This window comes from Stenotrophomonas sp. GD04145 (assembly GCF_029835135.1).
Classification (GTDB): Bacteria; Pseudomonadota; Gammaproteobacteria; order Xanthomonadales; family Xanthomonadaceae; genus Stenotrophomonas; species Stenotrophomonas maltophilia_P.
Map to the genome: position 1 here is coordinate 1 of NZ_JAODZG010000028.1, position 21,360 is coordinate 21,360.

The 21,360-nt window shown below is 65.9% G+C and carries 17 protein-coding genes; 14 read left to right on the top strand and 3 right to left on the bottom strand.

All coding sequences use genetic code 11. The annotated features are described in order from the left end of the window. Positions 1 to 337 precede the first annotated feature (337 nt). A complete protein-coding gene (locus N7367_RS13545) occupies positions 338 to 1,327 on the top strand; it encodes a fumarylacetoacetate hydrolase family protein (RefSeq protein ID WP_065175362.1) in 990 nt (329 codons plus the stop codon). A gap of 2 nt (positions 1,328 to 1,329) precedes the next feature. Further along, on the top strand, positions 1,330 to 2,010 hold the full coding sequence (gene maiA / locus N7367_RS13550; protein WP_279942576.1) for a maleylacetoacetate isomerase: 681 nt from the start codon (positions 1,330 to 1,332) through the stop codon (positions 2,008 to 2,010). A 32-nt stretch (positions 2,011 to 2,042) separates the two neighbouring features. On the opposite strand, the gene N7367_RS13555 is transcribed toward maiA, so the two are convergent. The 3 genes from N7367_RS13555 to N7367_RS13565 all read right to left on the bottom strand — a co-directional run bounded on the left by N7367_RS13555 (position 2,043) and on the right by N7367_RS13565 (position 6,022). Beyond that, positions 2,043 to 3,539, bottom strand: coding sequence for a UdgX family uracil-DNA binding protein (locus N7367_RS13555; protein WP_279942577.1), 1,497 nt, complete (start codon positions 3,537 to 3,539; stop codon positions 2,043 to 2,045). Continuing rightward, positions 3,520 to 4,803, bottom strand: a complete 1,284-nt coding sequence (locus N7367_RS13560; protein ID WP_279942578.1) for a putative DNA modification/repair radical SAM protein — start codon at positions 4,801 to 4,803, stop codon at positions 3,520 to 3,522. Before N7367_RS13560 ends, N7367_RS13555 begins: the two co-directional genes overlap by 20 nt. 91 nt (positions 4,804 to 4,894) lie before the next feature. Further along, positions 4,895 to 6,022, bottom strand: coding sequence for a PilT/PilU family type 4a pilus ATPase (locus tag N7367_RS13565; protein WP_053516991.1), 1,128 nt, complete (start codon positions 6,020 to 6,022; stop codon positions 4,895 to 4,897). A 121-nt stretch (positions 6,023 to 6,143) separates the two neighbouring features. Between N7367_RS13565 and N7367_RS13570 the strand changes: the two genes are divergently transcribed. The 12 genes from N7367_RS13570 (at position 6,144) to N7367_RS13625 (ending at position 21,345) form a co-directional block, all read left to right on the top strand. Then, the gene (locus tag N7367_RS13570) at positions 6,144 to 6,509 is read left to right on the top strand and encodes a DUF4398 domain-containing protein (RefSeq protein ID WP_053516990.1); all 366 of its coding nucleotides are present in this window, start codon (positions 6,144 to 6,146) and stop codon (positions 6,507 to 6,509) included. Beyond that, positions 6,506 to 7,390: an OmpA family protein gene (locus N7367_RS13575; RefSeq protein ID WP_065182509.1), complete on the top strand. Its 885-nt coding sequence runs from the start codon at positions 6,506 to 6,508 to the stop codon at positions 7,388 to 7,390. The genes N7367_RS13570 and N7367_RS13575 overlap by 4 nt, the downstream gene beginning before the upstream one ends. 324 nt (positions 7,391 to 7,714) lie before the next feature. Further along, positions 7,715 to 7,951 (top strand): YdcH family protein, encoded by a 237-nt coding sequence (locus tag N7367_RS13580; protein WP_053516987.1) that lies wholly within the window; start codon positions 7,715 to 7,717, stop codon positions 7,949 to 7,951. A 304-nt stretch (positions 7,952 to 8,255) separates the two neighbouring features. After that, positions 8,256 to 9,626: a pyridoxal-phosphate dependent enzyme gene (locus tag N7367_RS13585; protein ID WP_279942579.1), complete on the top strand. Its 1,371-nt coding sequence runs from the start codon at positions 8,256 to 8,258 to the stop codon at positions 9,624 to 9,626. 123 nt (positions 9,627 to 9,749) lie between these two features. Then, positions 9,750 to 10,922: a cystathionine gamma-synthase gene (locus N7367_RS13590; protein ID WP_180875779.1), complete on the top strand. Its 1,173-nt coding sequence runs from the start codon at positions 9,750 to 9,752 to the stop codon at positions 10,920 to 10,922. An 8-nt stretch (positions 10,923 to 10,930) separates the two neighbouring features. Next, the gene (locus N7367_RS13595; protein ID WP_258391186.1) at positions 10,931 to 12,229 is read left to right on the top strand and encodes a glycosyltransferase family 4 protein; all 1,299 of its coding nucleotides are present in this window, start codon (positions 10,931 to 10,933) and stop codon (positions 12,227 to 12,229) included. Between the two features lie 37 nt (positions 12,230 to 12,266). Further along, complete coding sequence (locus tag N7367_RS13600; protein WP_279942580.1) at positions 12,267 to 13,061, top strand: ABC transporter permease; 795 nt, start codon at positions 12,267 to 12,269, stop codon at positions 13,059 to 13,061. Continuing rightward, on the top strand, positions 13,058 to 14,320 hold the full coding sequence (locus N7367_RS13605; RefSeq protein ID WP_053516984.1) for an ABC transporter ATP-binding protein: 1,263 nt from the start codon (positions 13,058 to 13,060) through the stop codon (positions 14,318 to 14,320). The genes N7367_RS13600 and N7367_RS13605 overlap by 4 nt, the downstream gene beginning before the upstream one ends. A 9-nt stretch (positions 14,321 to 14,329) precedes the next feature. Then, positions 14,330 to 15,751: an FkbM family methyltransferase gene (locus tag N7367_RS13610; protein ID WP_279942581.1), complete on the top strand. Its 1,422-nt coding sequence runs from the start codon at positions 14,330 to 14,332 to the stop codon at positions 15,749 to 15,751. Further along, positions 15,748 to 19,428 carry a glycosyltransferase gene (locus N7367_RS13615; RefSeq protein WP_279942582.1) on the top strand — a complete coding sequence of 1,227 codons (3,681 nt, stop codon included), beginning with the start codon at positions 15,748 to 15,750 and terminating at the stop codon, positions 19,426 to 19,428. Before N7367_RS13610 ends, N7367_RS13615 begins: the two co-directional genes overlap by 4 nt. Continuing rightward, positions 19,425 to 20,459, top strand: a complete 1,035-nt coding sequence (gene gmd / locus N7367_RS13620; RefSeq protein ID WP_053516980.1) for a GDP-mannose 4,6-dehydratase — start codon at positions 19,425 to 19,427, stop codon at positions 20,457 to 20,459. Before N7367_RS13615 ends, gmd begins: the two co-directional genes overlap by 4 nt. After that, the gene (locus tag N7367_RS13625; RefSeq protein ID WP_053516979.1) at positions 20,443 to 21,345 is read left to right on the top strand and encodes a GDP-mannose 4,6-dehydratase; all 903 of its coding nucleotides are present in this window, start codon (positions 20,443 to 20,445) and stop codon (positions 21,343 to 21,345) included. The genes gmd and N7367_RS13625 overlap by 17 nt, the downstream gene beginning before the upstream one ends. Positions 21,346 to 21,360 lie beyond the last annotated feature (15 nt).

A 21,360-nucleotide genomic window follows, 5' to 3' on the forward strand; every position in this document is an offset into this window, starting at 1 on the left:
ATCCACGCGTGGCGTGGATCTACCGACCGTCACCGGGAAACTGTCAAAGGTGGGGCGGTGTGGGCGGGCAGGACCGTTGGCGCCATGGATGGCGCCATCGAGCCCCCAGGGATGGGTTTACGGCGTGTCCTGCCCGCCCACACCGCCCCGCCAAATCCGCAGACAACCCAGAGCCGGCTGTTGCCATTGACGTTGCCCTGGCTTGAAGCAGGTGCAGGGCGCAGCCCTGCCTGACCCCCGCTACGGTAGGGTGGAGCGATGCGGCGCTGCAGCTTGGCGCCGCCGCATATTTGATTACACTTGAAACTTGTTTGCCCACGACTCCGGACACCCACCCATGAAGCTTGGTTCTTTGAAGGAAGGCGGCCGCGACGGCACCCTGATCGTCGTCTCGCGTGATCTGCGCCACGGCGTCCGCGCCACCGGCATCGCGGCCACCCTGCAGCAGGCCCTGGAGGACTGGAGCCGTGTCGCACCGCGCCTTAATGCGCTCTACGAATCACTGAACGCCGGTGACGCCGATGGCGTGTTCGACCTGGACCCGCAGACGCTGGCGGCGCCCCTGCCGCGCGCCTATGAATTCGTTGATGGCAGCGCCTACCTGCCGCACGTCGAGCGCGTCCGCCGCGCCCGCGGGGCCGAGGTTCCGGAAAGCTTCTACACCGACCCGCTGATGTACCAGGCCACCAGTGCCGGTTTCTACGGCCCGCGCGACGCGGTGAAGGTGGTCAGCGAGGAGTACGGCATCGATCTGGAGGCCGAACTGGTGGTCATCACCGACGACGTGCCGATGGCGGTCACCCCGCAGCAGGCCGCCGGCCACATCCAGCTGGTGGGTCTGGTCAACGACGTTTCGCTGCGCAACCTGATTCCGGGCGAGCTGGCCAAGGGCTTCGGCTTCCTGCAGTCCAAGCCGCGCTCGGCACTGTCGCCGGTGTTCGTCACCCCTGACGAACTGGGTGACGCCTGGCAGGACAGCAAGGTGCACCTGCCGCTGGTCACCCACATCAATGGTGCGTGGTTCGGTGCGCCGGAGGCAGGCGTGGACATGCAGTTCAACTTCGCCCAGCTGGTGGCGCATGCGGCCAGGACCCGTCCGCTGGGCGCCGGCACCATCGTGGGATCGGGCACCATCGCCAACGAGGACACCAGCAAGGGCGCTTCGTGCTTTGCCGAGCAGCGCACCGTGGAAACCCTGCGCGACGGCAAGCCGAGCACACCGTTCATGTCGTTCGGCGACGTGGTGCGGATTGAAATGTTCGACGCCGCCGGCAACAGCATCTTCGGTGCGATCGAGCAGCGCATCGAGCAGGCGGCCAGGCCCTGAGGATGGACGCGGCGATGGAGATCCCGGTCGACGACGGCATCGTGCTGTACACCTACTGGCGATCCAGCGCCGCCTACCGCGTGCGCATCGGCCTGGAGCTGAAGGGCCTGCGCTGGGAGGCGCGCCCGGTTCATCTGCTGCGCGACGGTGGTGAACAGCACGGCGAAGCCTATCGCGCACTCAATCCGCAGGAGCGGGTGCCGACCCTGCTGCACGAGGGGCAGGTGCTGACCCAGTCACTGGCGATCCTGGAGTATCTGGACGAACGTTTTCCGCAGATGCCGCTGCTGCCGGCCGATGCGGCCGGCCGCGCCCGCGTCCGTGCGCTGGCGCAGTTGGTCGCCTGCGACATCCATCCGCTGAACAACCTCCGGGTGATGCAGCATCTGGAACGCGGCCTGCACCTGTCCGCCGATGTCCGCACCCAGTGGACGCTGCAGTGGATCGCCGAAGGCTTTGCGGCCCTGGAAACCCTGCTGGCCGGGAGCAGCGACACCGGCACCTTCTGCCATGGCGACCGGCCCGGCCTGGCCGACATCTGCCTGCTGCCGCAGGTGTACAACGCACATCGCTTTGGTCTGGATCTGTCGCCGTATCCGACCCTGCGCCGCATCGAAGCCGCCTGCCAGGCGCTGGACGCATTCGAGCGTGCGCGCCCCGAAAACCAGGTCGACGCGGCCTGATTGCCGCTGCGATCGCCGGGCATGGTCCGGCGCTACCCCTCGCTGGTCGGTGGCAGCGCGGGGCGACGCCCGGTGGATTCCGCATCCCCGATGAGCAACTGCCGCAGGTCATCGCGGAACAGCCGGTAGGCGTCTTCTCGACGGACCTCGTCGGCCTGCCGCAACACCCATGCGGGATGCACCGTGGCAGAGCCACGGGTGCCATCCGGCAGGGTGTGCCAACGGGCGCGATCACGCGTCAGGCTGAAATAGCTGCCGAACACCGCCGACGCCGCCGTTGCGCCCAGGCACACGATGATCTCCGGCCGCACCCGCTCGATCTCGCCGAGCAGCCACGGACGGCAGGCCTGCACATGGCGGCCCTGCGGACGTTTGTGCAGGCGCACCTTGCCGCGCCTCTCGTGGTGGAAATGCTTCACTGCGTTGGTCAGGTACAGCGTGGAGCGGGCGATACCCAGCTCGGAGAGGGCACGGTCCAGCAGCGCGCCGGCAGGTCCCGCGAAGGGGCGTCCGCACAGGTCCTCGGTGTCGCCCGGCTGTTCGCCGACCAGCATCACCCGTGCATCGCCAGGCCCTTCACCGAACACCACCTGGGTGGTGGACTCCCACAGGGGGCACTGCCGGCAGCCCGCTGCCTGGCGCTGCAGGGTAGCCAGATCACTGGAGGGTGAGGGGACCGGGGATGTCGCCTGCCGTGATGGAATCCGCCGCTGGGGTGGCTGCGCCGGACGATCGTGCATGGCCTGCACGCGGTCGCCAGCATCGCGGATCAGCCCGGGCAGCAGCTGCGCCTCGGGCAGGTGCCGCCAGTACCGGGCAGGCATCTCCTGCTGCATCATCCGCGTGTTGAGGCGTGCGGGATTGAAGATGCTTGCGTAGTAGGTCTGCCAGAGCGTCTCGCGTGCGTCCTCCGCCGGCGCCTGCTCGCGGTGCCCGCCAGCGCCGAAGGACAGCGCCTGGCCATCCCAGTGCACGCTCCGGTAGGGGGTGAGGATGGCCCAGCGCATGCCAGCGAAGCGGCGTGCGAAGAACGCCGCGACCCGGTCGACGATCCGATGCTGCGGCTCGAACCATGCGATGAAGGCATCCTGCTCGCCGGGGATCTCGCGGAAGCGCACGAACGCCTTCATCTTGTGCGTGTCGCGGCGGACCGCCTGCGCCATCGTCATCGCGCGCAGCACATCGGCGTCGGTTGGATTGGAGAGCAGCGCGCGCTCGCCGTGCACGATCCGCCACAGCAGCCGGTACAGCAGTGGCATCGGCTGCGCATCGGCATGGCACAGGCAGGTGGAGGCCAGCTCAAGAAACGCACTCGGCACATGCGGTACGGGGGGCGTTTCCAGCAGCGGGGCCTGGGTCGCTGCTGGAGCGTCCAGCAACGACCCGGCGCCGCTTTCCAGCCAGTCCAGCTGCTCGGGCGAGAGCCCGCGCAGCAGCGCTTCGCGCGCTGCATCCCGCCAGGCATCGAGCGACCACGGGGGATCGACCCGCAGCGACCAGCGCTGGGCGTCAGGCTGCCGGCGATGCATCGAACAGCGATCCCTGGCGGGGCGGCGGGGCCAGGCGCGCGCGCAATGCCACAGGATCCTCCAGCGCCTTGCGTGGCTGGTGGTCAGCCAGCAGCACGAACGGCAGCAGCTTGCCCATCGGTGCCTTCAGCCTCGCAATGTCCGCCACCCGCAGCCGGCCATGGCGGCGCGCCATCAACACGCGCTTCACGTTGCGAACGCCGAGCCCGGGAACCCGCAGCAGCAGTTCCTTCGGCGCACGGTTGAGGTCGACGGGGAAGCGCTCGGGATGGCGGATCGCCCAGGCCATCTTCGGATCGATGTCCAGATCCAGCATGCCCCCCTGCGCGGTGTCGGTGATCTCTTCCACGCCGTAGCCATAGAAGCGCAGCAGCCAGTCCGCCTGGTACAGCCGATGCTCGCGCTGCAGTGGCGGCGGCTGTACCGGCAACTGCAGACTGGCGTCGGGAATGGGGCTGAACGCCGAGTAGTAGACGCGGCGCATCCGGTAGCTGCCGTACAGATTGTCGGCACTGCAGAGGATCTGCCTGTCGCTGGCGCCATCGGCACCGACGATCATCTGCGTGCTCTGCCCCGCCGGTGCGAAGCGCGGGGCTTTCGCTCGCGTCCGGCGCGGCGCGCCCGCGGTGATCGCGCGCGATGCCTTGCCGGCCTCCTTCGCTTCCTCGATGCGCCAGCGCAGCTCGCCCATGGCGCCGCGGATCGAGCCGACGGTCTTCTCCGGAGCCAGTTTCGTCAGTCCGGCCTCGGTGGGCAGTTCGACATTGATCGAAAGACGGTCGGCGTGCCGGCCGGCCGCTGCCAGCAGTTCCGGCGATGCTTCGGGAATGGTCTTGAGGTGGATGTAGCCGGCGAAGCGATGTTCCTCGCGCAGCCGGCGGGCGACTTCCACCAGGCGCTCCATCGTGTAATCCGCATTGCGGATGATTCCGCTGGAAAGGAACAGGCCCTCGATGTAGTTGCGCTTGTAGAAGTCCAGGGTCAGCGCGACCACCTCATCCACACTGAAACGCGCGCGTGGCACGTTGCTGGAGACGCGGTTGATGCAGTACGCACAGTCGTAGACGCAGAAGTTGGTGAGCAGGATCTTCAGCAGGGACACGCAGCGGCCGTCCGGCGTGTAGCTGTGGCAGATGCCCATGCCCTCGGTGCTGCCGATGCCACCGCTGGTCCGGGAGTCGCGCTTGCCGGACCCGCTGGAAGCACAGGAGGCGTCGTATTTGGCGGCGTCGGCAAGAATGGCCAGCTTGCGGAGGGTGTCCATGACGGCACGCTACGCAGGGGCTGTCTCATTGGATGAGACAGCCCCTGAACTCTTCAGGATCTGCCGCCGGGCATGGCCCGGCGGGGGTGGATCAGAAGCCGTGGGTGATGCTCGGCTGGCCTGCTGAATAGTCGGCGTACGGGTCGTGCTCGCCGCTGCTGCCTTCGGAGAGGCGGAACTTCAGCGCCAGGCCGTCGCGCGAATCGGCAGCGCGCAAGGCTTCCTCCTGCTCGATCACGCCGGACTTGGCGAGCCGGAACAGGCATTGGTCGAAGCTCTCCATGCCTTCTTCCAGCGAGGCTTCCATCGCGGCCTTGATCTCGTGCACCTGGCCGCGTCGCAGCAGGTCGCGGATCATCGGGGTGTTGATCAGCACCTCGGTGGCTGGAAGACGGCGGCCGTCCTTGTTCTTCACCAGGCGCTGGCTGATCACCGCACGCAGGTTCAGCGCCAGGTTCATCAGCACGTTCTTGTGCGCGCTTTCCGGGAAGAAGTTGAGGATCCGCTCGATGGTCTGGTCGGCATTGTTGGAATGCAGCGTGGCCAGGCACAGATGGCCGGTCTCGGCGAAGGCGATGGCCGCTTCCATCGTCTCGGCATCCAGGATCTCGCCGATCAGGATGACGTCCGGTGCCTCGCGCATCGCGTTCTTCAGCGCATTGTGGAAGGCATGGGTGTCCAGCCCCACTTCACGCTGGTTGACGATGGACATCTTGTGCTTGTGCAGGTACTCGATCGGATCCTCGATGGTGAGGATGTGTCCGGTCGTGGTGCTGTTGCGATGGTCGATCATCGACGCCAGCGAGGTCGATTTGCCGGAACCGGTGGACCCCACCACCAGCACCAGCCCGCGCGGGGTCATGATGACGTCCTTCAGCACCTGCGGCAGGTTCAGCTCCTCGATGCTCGGGATCCGGCTGCGGATGGCGCGGATGACCATGCCGACCTCGCCCCGCTGCTTGAACACGTTCACCCGGAAACGGCCGGCATCGGCCAGGGCGATGGCCATGTTGAGCTCCAGCTCGCGCTCGAACTGCGGCACCTGGCCCTCGTCCATCAGCGAATAGGCGATCTTCTTGACCATGCCGGGCGGCAGGCCGGTGTTGCCCAGCGGGTAAAGCTTCCCCTCGATCTTGATGTAGACCGGTGCTCCGGTGGTCAGGAACATGTCCGAGGCGTTCTTTTCGGTCATCAGCTTCAGGAAGTAGCCGATATCCATCGCGAATTTTCCCCAACGAAACTGCCGGCGCCCGTTGCAAGCACGGCGCTGGCTTGACGACAATGGCCGTGAACCGACAACCGGTACGGCCTCCCCAATGAAACGACCTAGCTTCGCACGAATGCGCCACGGCCTGTATGTGATGGCGTTTGCATTCGCACTGTCTGCCCCCGCCTGGGCGCAGGACGGTGCGCTGGAACTGGCCCAGGCCCGGCAGGCGGTGGACAAGGCCACCCAGGCCGATGCCGACCAGTACGCCCCGGACCTGATCGATCTGGCCCGGCAGGGCCTGGAGCAGGCGCAGCGCGCCGCTGGCGATCGCCGCGAACGCAAGAACGCCCCGGCCATGGCCCTGCGCGCGGCGGCCGATGCCGACCTGGCCCGCGCCCGCAGCGAGGAGGCCACTGCCACCGCGCAGCTGCAGCTGCGCCGCAACGAGGTGAACCAGCTGCAGCGCCAGCTCTCGACCGGGGAGGACCGCCGGTGAAACCCGTGAACGCCGTAACCCTGGCCGTACTGCTGGCTCTGCCGACCCTTGCCCTGGCGGCCGACAACCCCGTGGTGGCCCAGCTGAGCCAGCGCCTGATGGCCATCCAGGCCAATCCGGACACCGCCGAACTGGGCGCCTTCGAGCGCATGCAGGCCCAGCAGGCCATTGCCACCCTGGACAAGGCCAAGCGCCGCGACCAGGAGTTGGCGACCTACCTGGCCCAGCGCCGGGTCGAGATCGCCGAGACCGCCGTACGCGCGGCCCTGGCCGCCCGTGAGGTCGATCGGCTCGAGCGGACCCGCAGTGACCTGCTGATCGAGGCGAGCCGCCGCGATGCCGCCCGCGCCCGCCAGGAGGCCGAACAGCTGCGCATGCAGGCGCAGATGCAGGCCGAGGAAGCTGAACGCCTGCGTCAGGCTGCCGAGGCCGAGACGCTGGCACGGCAGGACGCCGAGAACGCCCTGACCAGCGTGGCCGGCAAGCAGCAGCAGCGATTGAGCGCGGCCCAGCAGAATGCGGCGAAACTGGCCCGCGAGGAGGCCGAGCTGGTGTCCGGGCAGAAGCTGCCGGGCTCGAAGTTCGACGGACGCGGCGAGGTCTTCACCTTCGCCGGTGATGCTTTCGGAGCGGGCGGCTCCAGTCTGTCCGCCGGGGCGCGCAACCAGGCCAAGGCGTTGGCCGAGTACCTGAACATCGGCAAGAAGGGCCGGCTGCGCATCGAGGCCTACGACAGCGCCAACGGCGTCGGGCAGAAGCGCGCCGAGGCGCTGCGTGATGCACTGGTGGCGGGCGGTGTCGCCAGCAACCGCATCCAGATCAGCGGCAAGAAGGCGGCGTCGACCCGGGCGCGCTCGGCCGAGGTCATCATCGCCCCGTAATTGATTGATATTGTTTGTTTTTCGTTGCGTTGAGCATTCAGCCTGAACCCCGCCCCGGCGGGGTTCGGTCTTTTTGTCGCAGGGGTCTTGTACCCCGCCCGGAGCAGGCGTAGGGTCAATCGTCCGGGACGCAATGCCGCGGACCGGACGATGGGAGGGCCGGGCCGATGCAAGCAGGGCGCGAACCGCAGCAGACCGACGTGCGCAGGCCAGTGCCGCAGGTCGTTGTGCGCACCCATGCAGCCATCGAACGGCGCTCCTCCATGAACAACGCCCCGTGCCTTGCGGCCGGGGCGTTCGCGTATCTGTCGAAGGAGGTCCATCATGTTTGAAGATCAGCCCCAGAGCGAGATCGACGCACGTCGCGCGCGTGATCCGGAGTTCAGGGCACTCCATGACCAGCACCGCAAGTTGAACAAGAAGTGCATGGACGCGGAGTTGGGTGTACTCCCGATCGATGATGTCACCCTGGGTCGCATGAAGCGTGAGAAGCTGCTGGCCAAGCAACGACTTCTGCGAATGTACGAAACACCGCTCCCAACGACGTCCGCCACGCTGTGACGCACCTCGTCACGCCCGGAACGGCGTGATCCGGCCACAGAAGGCCCGGCCAGGCGCTCGCGCCCTGGCGTCGCGGTACCGCCGATGACGGCGGCCGCGCCAAGGCACCACAGGCGGTGGTGCCTTGGCCCGCACGTCCCTGTCTCATCGATGCGGACGGTACCGGTCTCCTCGTCGATCCGGGGCCGTCCGCATCCCTTTTCCGGCAGCGTCGCGCCCATGCCCGGACTGACCTGACTTTCAGCGCCATCCGTCGGATAATCGTCTGTCCGGCCCTGTGTGGCGCGAACCGAAAGTCCTGCGAATGCCCATCCATTCTTCCGTCCTCGAACTCATTGGCCAGACCCCGATCGTCAAGGCCCAGCGCCTGGACACCGGTGTCTGCGAGCTCTATCTGAAGCTCGAGAACGCCAACCCGGGTGGATCGATCAAGGATCGCATCGGCCTGTCGATGATCGAGGCAGCGGAGAAGCGCGGGGACCTGAAGCCGGGCGCGACGCTGGTCGAGGGCACCGCGGGCAACACCGGACTGGGCCTGGCCCTGGTCGCCCAGCAGAAGGGCTACAAGTTGATCCTGGTCGTTCCCGACAAGATGAGCCGGGAAAAGATCTTCAATCTGAAGGCGATGGGCGCTGAAGTGCGTCTGACCCGCTCGGACGTGGCCAAGGGCCACCCGGAGTACTACCAGGATCTGGCAAAGACCATCGCCGAGCAGACGCCGGGCGCCTACTTCATCAACCAGTTCGGCAACCCCGACAATCCGGCCGCCCACGAATTCGGCACCGGCCCGGAGATCCTGGAGCAGATGGGCGGCGATCTGGACGCCATCGTGTTCGGCTGCGGCAGCTCGGGCACCATGACCGGCCTGTCGCGCGCCTTCGCCACGCTGTCGCCGAAGACCGAGCTGGTGCTGGCCGACCCGGTCGGGTCGATCCTGGCCGAGTACATCAACGATGGCGTGCTCAATGACAAGTCGGGCAGCTGGCTGGTGGAAGGCATCGGCGAGGATTTCCTGCCCTCGATCTCCGATTTCAGCCGTGTCACCAGGGCCTATGCCATCAGCGACGCCGAGAGCTTCCACACCGCACGCGAACTGCTGGGCAAGGAAGGCATCCTCGGTGGCTCCTCCACGGGTACCCTGCTCGCCGCCGCACTGAAGTACTGCCGCGAGCAGACCACGCCGAAGAAGGTGCTGGTGCTGGTGTGCGACACCGGCAACAAGTACCTGTCGAAGATGTACAACGACTACTGGATGCTGGACAACGGCTTCCTCGAGCGCCCGCAGCACGGCGACCTGCGCGACCTGATCCTGCGCCCGTACGGCCAGCGCGACACCGTCGTGATCGGCCCGAATGATCTGTTGACCACCGCCTACCAGCGGATGAAGCTGTACGACGTCTCGCAGCTGCCGGTGATGGAGGGCGACCAGCTGGTCGGCATCGTCGATGAAAGCGACGTACTGCTGCATGTCTACGGCGACGAGGCGCGCTTCCGGGATCCGGTGGCCACGGCCATGGTCAGCAAGCTGGACCGGCTGGACGTGAAGTCGCCGATCGAAGCCCTGCTGCCCGTGTTCGACCGTGGCCAGGTGGCGATCGTCATGGACGGCAATGCCTTCCTTGGCCTGATCACCCGGATCGATCTGCTCAACTACCTGCGGCGTCGCGTTCAGTAAAGCGAAGATCGCAGACGATCGCAGCTGAATCCACGTTTATTCGCGTCAAAGGTTGTTAAGGCCGCGCTGATAGACTTCCGCTCCTTCGACGGCACCGTCCACCGGTGCCCATCAGGAATCAACATGTCCAACGCTTCTTCCCAGGATCGCGCGCTCGCCCTGGCCACCCTGGCCATCCACGGCGGCCAGTCGCCCGATCCGAGCACCGGTGCGGTGATGCCGCCGATCTACGCCACCTCGACCTACGCGCAGTCCAGCCCGGGCGAGCACCAGGGCTTCGAATACTCGCGTACGCACAATCCGACCCGCTTTGCCTATGAGCGCTGCGTCGCCTCGCTGGAGGGGGGAACCCGCGGTTTCGCCTTTGCTTCCGGCATGGCCGCCAGCTCGACCGTGATCGAACTGCTGGACGCCGGCAGCCACGTGGTGGCGATGGATGACATCTATGGCGGCAGCTTCCGCCTGTTCGAGCGCGTGCGCCGTCGTACCGCCGGGCTGGACTTCAGCTTCGTCGATCTGACCGACCTGGCCGCGTTCGAGGCTGCGATCACGCCGGCCACGCGCATGGTGTGGATCGAAACCCCGACCAACCCGATGCTGAAGATCGTGGACATCGCCGCGGTCGCCGCCATCGCCAAGCGCCACGGCCTGATCGTGGTGGTGGACAACACATTCGCCTCACCGATGCTGCAGCGTCCGCTGGAACTGGGTGCGGATCTGGTCCTGCACTCGGCCACGAAGTACCTCAACGGGCATTCGGACATGGTCGGCGGCATGGTCGTGGTCGGCGACAACGCCGAACTGGCCGAGCAGATGGCGTTCCTGCAGAACTCGGTGGGGGGCGTGCAGGGGCCGTTCGACAGCTTCCTGGCCCTGCGTGGCCTGAAGACCCTGCCGCTGCGCATGAAGGCGCACTGCGCCAATGCGCTGGCCCTGGCCCAATGGCTGGAAAAGCACCCGGCGGTGGATAAGGTGATCTACCCCGGCCTGGCCTCGCACCCGCAGCATGACCTGGCGACCCGCCAGATGAGCGGCTACGGCGGCATCGTCTCGATCGTCCTCAAGGGTGGTTTCGAGGCGGCCAAGCGCTTCTGCGAGAAGACCGAGCTGTTCACCCTGGCCGAATCGCTTGGCGGCGTGGAGAGCCTGGTCAACCATCCTGCCGTGATGACCCATGCGTCGATCCCGGTCGCGCGCCGCGAGCAGCTGGGCATCAGCGATGCGCTGGTGCGCCTGAGCGTGGGGGTGGAAGACCTGGGCGACCTGCAGTTGGACCTGGAACGGGCGCTGGGTTGAGCCGCACCATGGCCAGCAACGACGAAAGCCGGGGAGGGACGCGGGCGCCACGTCGCATCGTCCACGCCCTGCGCGCCCGCCTGGGCGGGCTGCGCCGTTGGTGGCTTGCCCGCGGACTGGAGCAGGCGCGTTTCCCCGCGCTGCCCGCACCGGCCGCTGGCGACGCGCGCGGTGAAGCGCTGGTCTTCCCGCCGACCGATCCCACCCTGGGGCCGGGCGTCAATCTGTACGGCTACATCCACGGCCAGTTCGGCCTGGGGCAGGCGGCACGGATGTATGCCCGTGCCCTGCTGGGTGAGGGATATCCGGTTGCGGTGAACGATGCCGCCCTCCGCATCCCGCACGCGTGCAATGACCACAGCCTGTCCGGTCAGCTTGGACGGGGCGCGCCGTATCCCTTCAACCTGGTATTCGTGAATCCGGACCTGTTCGGTGAACTGGCGCCCCGCCTGCCGCGCGATACCTACACCATCGCGTTCTGGTTCTGGGAACTGGATACCGTGCCGGCCGCATGGCAGCGAACGCTGGAGCAGGTCGACGAAGTCTGGGTCTCCACCCGCTTCGTCGAGGATGCCTTCCGGCGCGCGACCGGCAAGCCGGTGGTGCGCATTCCGCATCCGATCGTGCCGCAGCCCGGCGCGGACCTGTCCCGGTCCAGCTTCGGCCTGGACGATGACGCGTTCGTGTTCCTGTGCAGCTTCGACTTCAATTCGTCGATCCACCGCAAGAATCCGTGGGCGGTGCTGGCGGCGTTCCGCGCGGCCTTCGATGGCGCACCGGACAACGTGCAGCTGGTGATGAAGTGCAGCAACGGCTTCCGCCATCCGCAGCGGCTGCGCGAGCTGATGCAGCAGGCTGCCGGCGATCCGCGCATCCTGGTACGCGACCAGGTGCTCGACGATGCGCAGCTGCACGCATTGCAGGAAACTGCCGATGCCTATGTCTCGCTGCACCGCGCGGAAGGGCTGGGGCTCGGACTGGCCGAGAGCATGGCCCGTGGCAAGCCGGTGATCGCCACCGCCTGGTCGGGCAATCTCGATTTCATGAACGAGGGCAACAGCTGCCTGGTGCCGTTCCGCACGGTGCCGATCCGCCCGGGGGAGTATCCCTTCGCCGATGGCGGCACCTGGGCCGAGGCCGACGTGCCGGCCGCGGCAGCGTGGATGCGCCGGCTCGCCCGTGAACCGGGCCTGGCGCAGCGGATCGGCGTGCAGGCACGCAGCGACATCCTGGAAACCATGAGCCTGCAGGCCGCCGCAACGGCCATGCGCGCTCGATTGCAGTCTTTGGAACGACACGACCGATGAACCCAAGAACCACCACCACCGGGCACGAGGATTCGACATGCTGGGTATGCTGAAAGCCCTGTGGAACTACCGCTACTTCATTTTTTCCTCGATCAAGAACGAGCTGCGGCTGCGCTTCATCCGCAGCCGCCTGGGCGCCTTGTGGATGATCATCCACCCGCTGATGCAGGTGCTGATCTTCGCCACGATCCTGTCCGAGGTGCTGGCCGCCAAGCTGCCGGGCATCGATGACAAGTACGGTTACGCGCTGTACCTGATGTCCGGCACCCTGTGCTGGACGATGTTCTCCGAGACCATCGGCAAGTCGGTGAACCTGTTCGTCGACAGCGGCAACCTGATGAAGAAGATGTCGTTCCCCCGCATCTGCCTGCCGTTCATCGCCGGTGGCACGATGCTGGTCAACAACGTGCTGCTGCTGGTGGCGATCTTCGCGGTGTTCGCGGTGATGGGCCACATGCCAACTGCCGAGGCCCTGTGGCTGCCGGCGCTGATGCTGCTGACGCTGGGTTTCTCGATGGCGCTGGGCCTGCTGCTGGGCGTGCTCAACGTGTTCATGCGCGATATCGGCCAGGTCGTCCCGGTGGTCCTGCAGGCATTGTTCTGGCTGACCCCCATCGTCTACCACATCACCATTCTGCCCGAGCGCGTGCAGGCCATCTTCCGGCTCAACCCGTTGCTGCCGCTGGTTACCAGCTACCAGAACGTGCTGCTGTTCGACAAGCCGCCGGTCTGGGGTGACCTGTTGTGGCTGATGATCGCCACGGTGGTGCTGGCATTGGCTTCGCTGGTGATGTTCCGTCGTGCCAGCCCGGAAATGGTGGATGCGCTATGAGTGGTGAACTGAAGGTCGACAACGTCGGCAAGGCGTATCGTGTCTGGACGAGTGAGTGGCTGCGCGCGGCCCGCTGGTTCGGTGTGCCGACGCGGCCCAAGGAAGAGAACTGGGTGCTGCGCAATGTGTCTTTCACCATCGCGCCCGGCGAAGCCGTGGGCGTGATCGGCCAGAACGGCGCGGGCAAGAGCACCCTGCTCAAGCTCATCACCGGAACCGCCCAGCCCACCGAGGGCCAGGTGACGCGGACCGGCCGCGTTGCGGCGATTCTCGAGCTGGGCATGGGCTTCAACCCCGACCTCACCGGTCGCCAGAACGCGTTCCACTCCGCAGGCCTGATGGGCTACTCGCAGGAGCAGATCGAAGCCGCGATGCCGGAGATCGAGGCCTTCGCCGAAGTAGGCGAGTATTTCGATCAGCCCGTGCGTACCTATTCCAGCGGCATGCAGGTGCGCGTGGCGTTCGCCGTCGCCACTGCGTTCACCCCGGACCTGCTGATCGTCGACGAGGCCCTGTCGGTCGGTGACAGCTATTTCCAGCACAAGAGCTTCGACCGCATGCGTCGCTTCCGCGAGGAGGGCACGTCGATCATGCTGGTCTCGCACAGCCTCAGCGACGTGAAGGCACTGTGCGACCGCGCTATCCTGCTGGACAAGGGACGAGTGCTGAAGGATGGCGAGCCGGACGAGGTCATCGATTTCTACAACGCGCTGATCGCGAAGAAGGAAAACGAGACGCTTGCGGTCGAGCAGCGCCGTGGCAAATCCGGCTGGGTGACTACCCGGAGCGGGACCGGCCAGGCCCGCGTGGAATCGCTGCGACTGCTCGATGGCGAAAGCAGCCAGGAGGTCAAGCTGGCAACCGTTGGCCAGAAGCTCCGGCTTGAACTGAAGGCACAGGTCAGTGCCGACCTGCCCAGCCTGGTACTGGGGTTCATGCTGCGCGACAAGCAGGGCCACATCATCTGGGGCAGCAATACCTGGCATACCGGTCAGGTCCAGCGTGATGTACGGGGCGGAGAACAGGTGGTCTACCACCTGGACTTCACCTGTACGCTGGGCCCGGGTTCCTACTCGGTGTCGCCGGCGCTGGTCAGCACCGAAACGCACATGGTCGACAACTTCGAGTGGGTGGACAACCTGCTGGTGTTCGACGTGATGAATGCCGACAGGACCACGTTCATCGGATCGAACTGGCTCGATGCTGCCTTCAGCGTCGAACGCAGCCGCGCATCGGCCGATGGTGTGCAGGCGGACTGACGGACAACCATGTCAAAGCTGATTTCCTACGCGCAGAATTTCGAAGACGTCATGCTCTGGCGCGCGCTGTCACATGTGGTCAATGGCTGCTATGTCGATGTGGGCGCACAGAGCCCCGATACCGACTCGGTAAGCCGGATGTTCTACGAGCATGGCTGGCGCGGCGTGCACGTGGAGCCCACGCCGCAGTATGCCAACCTGCTGCGCGATCGCCGGCCGGATGAGGTGGTGCTGCAGGTTGCCGTAAGCGATCAACCCGGGATACTGCAGTTCTTCAACATCGCCGATACCGGCCTGAGCACCACGGATCCGGCCATCGCTGCCGAACATCGGGAGGCGGGCTTCAACGTCTCCGACGTGCGTGTGCCGGCGCTGACGCTGGACACCGTGCTGGAGCAGGTGCCAGCCACTGACATCCACTGGTTGAAGGTCGACGTCGAGGGCGCAGAGGAACTGGTGCTGCGCGGCTGGCAGCGCGATACCCGCTTGCCCTGGCTGGTCGTGGTGGAAAGCACGCGTCCGCTGAGTTCGGAACAATCCCACCAGAGCTGGGAACCGATCCTGCTCGACAAGGGGTACCGGTTCGTCTATTTCGACGGCCTCAACCGGTTCTACGCCAGTGCGCAGCATCCCGAACTGGATGCGGCATTCGAGAGCGGACCCAATGTGTTCGATGATTTCAGTCTGAGTTCGGGCTCGCAGTTCTGCTCGCAGATCAACCTGGCCTATCACGAACTGCAGACGCTGGCGGATCGACGCGAGGTCGAACTGAACGAGCGGATCCAGGTTCTGGACGCGGCACTGCAGCGGGCGCAGGAAGAATCCGCCGAGGCAACCGAGCACAACGCCCGGGCAATGGAAAGGCTGCGCAGCGAGCACGAAGGCGCGGTCCGTGCGATGGCAGTGGCCCAGCGGGAACTGGTGAGCAAGCATGAGCGTGAGCGCAGCCTGCTCGACAGGAAGGCGCTGACCGAACTGCACGAGCTGACTGAGCAGGTCACCAAGGGCAAGCACGAGGCCCATCGTTGGTGGTTGGCGCATGAGCAGCTGCGCGCGCAGCTGGATGCGATCGAACGCAGCCGTTCGTGGCAGCTCACGCGGCCGTTCCGGGCAGTGCGCCGACGCCTGTCGTCCAGCGTGCTGGGCCGCATGAAACGTGCGCTGCGGCCGGCGGTCGTGCGCGCGCTGAAGGTCGCCATGGCCGCACCGTGGCTGCGACGCCTGGCCAAGCCCCTGGTTACGCGCATTCCCTTCCTTCACCAGCGCCTGCAGAAGATCGCCATCAGCGAACAGCTGTTCGAGATCGAGCGGGCGCGATTGGCTGCAATGGAGGGCAACGAGCACGAAGTCACTGTCGTCCATCTGGATCGACGGGCCCGGCGCGTGCTGGAAGACCTGAAGCGTTCAAGGAATGAAAGGGCTGCCCGATGAGAGTGCTGATTGACCTGCAGGGTGCACAGACCGAGAGCCGATTCCGGGGCATCGGGCGCTATTCGACCTCGCTGGCGCAAGCGATGGCCCGCAATGCGGGCGACCATGAGATCTGGGTGGCGGTCAACGGCACCTTCCCCGATGGCATCGGCGACATCCGCCAGGCCCTGGATGGCCTGGTCCCGCAGGAACGGATCCGTCAGTTCGATACCTTCAGCCGGGTAGGCTGGCCGAACGCCGCGGATGCGTGGCGGCGTGGTGCATCCGAGCTGATGTGGGAAGCGTTCCTGGATGGCCTCCAGCCCGACTTCATCCACGTATCCAGCCTGTTCGAAGGTTCCCAGGGCGGTGCGGTCGGCTCGATCGGCAAGTTGCCGGGCGTACGGGCGGCGACTGCGCTGACCCTTTATGACCTGATTCCGCTGCTCAATCCCGACGTCTATCTGGCATCGGACTGGGTCCGGTCCTGGTACATGGACAAGGTCGAGTCGCTCAAGCGCGCCGACCTGCTGCTGTCGATCTCCCAGCACGCGCGGCAGGAGGCATTGCAGGCGTTGGATATCGATCCGGCGCGTGTGGTCAACATCTCCTCGGCAATCTCGCCGCACTTCGTGCCGATGGTCATCGGCGAACGCGAGCAGACCCTGTTCCGCGAGCGCTTCGGCCTGCGTGGCCGCTACGTGATGTACAGCGGGGCAATGGAGCCGCGCAAGAATGCAGAGGGTCTGCTGCGGGCATTCTCCCTGATGGATCCTGCCGTACGTGCGTCGACGCAGCTGGTCATCGCCGGCAAAGTGTCCGAGCACGACCGCCGCAATTTCGATGCGCTGGCAGCGCAGCTCGGAGTCAGCAACCAGGTGGTGTTCACCGGCTATATCACCGACGAAGAGCTGATTGCGCTGTACAGCGCGACGGCGGCCTTCGTGTTCCCCTCGTTGCATGAAGGCTTTGGCCTGCCCGCGCTGGAGGCCATGTCCTGCGGAGCACCGACCATTGGCTCAGGCACGACCAGCATCCCCGAGGTGATCGGTCGTGAAGATGCGTTGTTCGATCCAACGGAGCCTGCTTCGATCGCCCGCTCCATGCAGAACGTCCTGACTGACACCGCATTCGCCGATTCCCTGCGTGCCCATGCTCCCCGACAGGCGGCGAAGTTCTCGTGGGACAATTCGGCCAAGGCCGCGCTGCAGGCCATGGAAGCGGTCGCATCGCGTCGTGAGCCACGCGATCGCCGCTGGGTCGCCGCGTCGCCTGCACTCGACGCCGGCTACCGCACCCTGGTCCAGGCGGTGGGTGGGCTGGACGTCGGCTGCGAGCCGGAACCCTTCGAACTGCAGCAGGCGGCAGCGCTGATCTCCTCCGGAATGGCGGCCAACGAGGCGCTCGCACGCGGCGGTGAGCTGCCCGCATCGCTGTCTTGGCGCGTGGAAGGGCCATTCGACAGCAGCTACAGCCTGGCCCTGGTGAACCGTTGCCTCGCGGAAGCATTGGCCGATCGTGGCCACCGCGTGGGTCTGCATTCGACCGAGGGCCCGGGTGATTTCGATCCGTCACCGCAGTTCCTTGCGCGCAATCCGCGCGTGGCGGCGCTGCATGCTGCCGTGGCCGCGATCCCGGCCGACCAGGCCGATGTGACCAGCCGGCTGCTGTATCCGCCACGGGTTGCCGATGCACGCGCAAGGATGAATCTGCTGCACGCCTATCCCTGGGAGGAGAGCGGTTTTCCGCAGGAGTGGGTCGAGGAGTTCAATGACAGCCTGCAGGGAATCTCCTGCGTTTCGCATCATGTCGAGAAGATCATGGTGGATAACGGCGTGTCGGTTCCCCTTGGCGTCTGCTGGAACGGCGTGGATCACTGGGAGCAGATTGTTGCCGATGCGACGTATCCGGTGCCGGGCAGGGGGTTCCGCTTCCTCCACGTGTCCTCGTGCTTCCCGCGCAAGGGCGTGGACGCGATGCTTCTGGCCTATGGCAAGGCGTTCAGCGCCGCCGACGATGTCAGCCTCGTCATCAAGACCTTCGCCAATCCACACAATGAAGTGCATCGCTGGCTGGCTGGCGCACGCCGCGACAACCCGGATTATCCGGACGTGCGCATCATCGAGGAGGACGTGAGCGACGCCCAGCTCAAGCATCTGTACGCAAGCTGCAACGCGCTGCTGGCGCCGAGCCGGGCTGAAGGCTTTGGCCTGCCATTGGCCGAAGCGATGCTGGGCGGCCTGCCGGTGATCACCACCAACTGGGGGGGGCAGCTGGATTTCTGCAGCGAAGAAACCGCCTGGATGGTGGATTACCGCTTCGTTCCGGCGCAGACCCACTTCAATCTGCGCAATTCGGTCTGGGCCGAACCCGATGTCGACGCGCTGGCCGCCGCAATGCGTGAGGTGCACGGCGCCGATCCGGCGCGTGTGCGGGACAAGGTCGAGGCCGCGCGGCGACTTCTGAAGTCGCGCTTCACGTGGTCCGATGCCGCGCGGAGACTGGAGCAGGACGTACGCGCGTTCGCGGCGCAGCCGACGCTGCCCGATGCGCGCGTCGGCTGGATCACGACCTGGAATACGCGCTGCGGCGTGGCCAGTTACGCCAGCTATCTCGTGGAGAGCGGCGGAACGCCGGTGGCGATCCTGGCGGCCGAGGCCGATGACCGCACGTTCCGCGATGGGCCAGAGGTTGTCCGCTGCTGGCGGCAGGGCGAAGGCGACATGCTCGAGCGGCTGGAACAGCAGATCGAGCGCCTGAAGCTGGACACGCTGATCATCCAGTTCCAGTACGGCTTCTTTGACTTCCCCGCGTTCTCGGCCTTCCTTGAGCGGCAGCAGGCGGCCGGCAGGGGCCTGATCGTGATGATGCATGCAACCGTTGATGCCGCGGAGAATCCGCGCAAGCGGCTGCGCGACCTGGGGCCGGCACTGGCCGGCTGCGATCGCGTGCTGGTGCACTCCGTACACGACCTCAACCGTCTCAAGGACATCGGCGTGGAGCGCAACACCGCGATGTTCCCGCACGGCATCCTGGAACCGGCTGAGCCGGCGGCGGCAAACACGGGCGCACGCCTGCGCGTCGTTTCCTACGGTTTCTTCCTGCCGCACAAGGGGTTGCTGGAACTGATCGACGCTGTTGCGTTGATGGTCGCCCAGGGCGTGGACGTCGAACTGGCGATGATCAATGCCGAGTATCCGGTGGATGTCTCGCGGCAGCAGATCGACCAGGCGGTGGCGCGCGTCGTGCAGCACGGCCTGCAGTCGCGTGTGCGGATGGTGACCCGTTTCCTGCGTGACCAGGAGAGCATGCAGGAGCTGGTGCAGGCCGATGTGGTGGTGTTCCCATACCAGGGCACCGGCGAATCCTCCAGCGCGGCAGTCCGCTACGGGCTGGCCTCAGGCCGCCCGGTGGCCGTCACGCCGCTGGCGATCTTCGACAACGTCGGCGACGTCGTTCACCGTCTGCCCGGGACCTCCCCGGCCGATCTTGCGGCCGGTCTGCGGCAACTGCTGCGTGCCAGCCGTGACGGCGATCCAGTGTTGGCCGAAGTGCAGCAGCGTGCCGCACAATGGCGCGCCGAACACCGGTATCCTGCGCTGGCCCGCCGTCTGGACTCCATGGCTCGACAGATCCTCCGCACGCGTCGGCAGGTTCTGGCTGCAAATACACTCAATCATCAGGACGAGAAGCAATGAAGAAGGCAATCATCACAGGCATCACGGGTCAGGACGGCGCCTATCTCACCCAGCTGCTGCTGGAGAAGGGCTATGAAGTGCACGGCACCTACCGCCGCACCAGCTCGGTCAATTTCTGGCGCCTGGATGAGCTGGGCGTGACCAACCACCCGAACCTGCACCTGGTGGAGTACGACCTGACCGACCTCGGCACGTCGCTGGCGATGGTGCAGAAGATCCAGCCGGACGAGATCTACAACCTGGCCGCACAGAGCTTCGTCGGCGTCAGCTTCGACCAGCCGACCACCACCGCGCAGATCACCGGTGTGGGTGCACTGAACCTGCTGGAAGCGATCCGCCTGGTCAATCCGAAGATCCGCTTCTACCAGGCGTCGACCTCGGAAATGTTCGGCAAGGTGCAGGCCGTGCCGCAGGTGGAGGACACCCCGTTCTACCCGCGCAGCCCGTACGGCGTGGCCAAGCTCTACGCGCACTGGATCACTGTCAACTACCGCGAGAGCTACGACATCTTCGGTTCCAGCGGCATCCTGTTCAACCACGAAAGCCCGCTGCGCGGGCGCGAGTTCGTGACCCGCAAGATCACCGACTCGGTTGCCAAGATCAAGCTGGGCCAGCTGGACGTCCTGGAACTGGGCAACCTGGACGCCAAGCGTGACTGGGGCTTCGCCAAGGAATACGTGGAAGGCATGTGGCGCATGCTGCAGGCCGAGCAGCCGGACACCTTCGTGCTGGCCACCAACCGTACCGAGACCGTGCGCGACTTCGTGGCGATGGCGTTCAAGGGCGCCGGCATCGATGTCGAGTTCAAGGGCAAGGACGTGGACGAAGTCGCGGTGGACACCGCCACCGGCAAGACCGTGATGCGCATCAATCCGAAGTTCCACCGCCCGGCCGAAGTCGATCTGCTGATCGGCAACCCGGAAAAGGCCGAGCGCATCCTTGGCTGGAAGCCGCAGACCAGCCTGGAACAGCTGTGCCAGATGATGGTCGAGGCTGACCTCAAGAGGAACGAGCGTGGCTTCTCGTTCTGAGTTGTCAGGCCAGCGCGTGCTGGTCACGGGGGCGTCCGGGTTCACCGGGCGCTACGTGATCGAGCGCCTGCGTGCTGCCGGTTGCGATGTGCATGATCTGCATTCCGGCGACACCGCAACGTCGGTCAATCTGCTCGACCGTGCTGCGCTCAAGCAGCACGTCGCCAGAGTGCGTCCGCAGCGCGTGGTCCATCTGGCTGCGATCTCGTTCGTCGCCCACGGTGATGCCGACGAGATCTACCGGGTCAACGTGGTGGGTACGCGCAATCTGCTGGAAGCGCTGGCGTCTCTGGACGAGGCGCCGAGCAATGTACTGCTGGCCAGCAGTGCCAATGTCTACGGCAACGCGTCCGGCGTGCTCGACGAGCAGGCGCCGCTTTCGCCGCAGAACGACTACGCGGTCAGCAAGATGGCGATGGAGGCCATGGCGGCGCTGTGGATCGATCAGCTTCCGCTGACCCTGGTGCGTCCATTCAACTACACCGGCGTGGGCCAGGACGAGAAGTTCCTGATTCCGAAGATCGTGGCGCACTTCCGCCGCGGTGCCGATGTGATCGAGCTGGGCAACACCGATGTCTCGCGCGATTTCAATGACGTGCGGGGCGTGGCCGCTGCCTACGAAGGCCTGCTGGCACTACCGGGCAATGGCCAGACCTACAACGTCTGCTCCGGCCAGGAGCATTCGCTGCATGAGGTCATCGAACGCATGCGTGGCATCTCCGGCCGCGACATCGAAGTGAAAGTGAATCCCGCCTTCGTCCGCGCCAACGAGGTCAAGTCGCTGCGTGGTGACAACGGCAAGCTGCGGGCCGCGGTCGGCTCATTGCCGGACTTCGATCTGGGCGAGACGCTTCGTTGGATGTATCAGGCCCGCGCGGAGGCCTGAAAGAGCGCGGGGTCC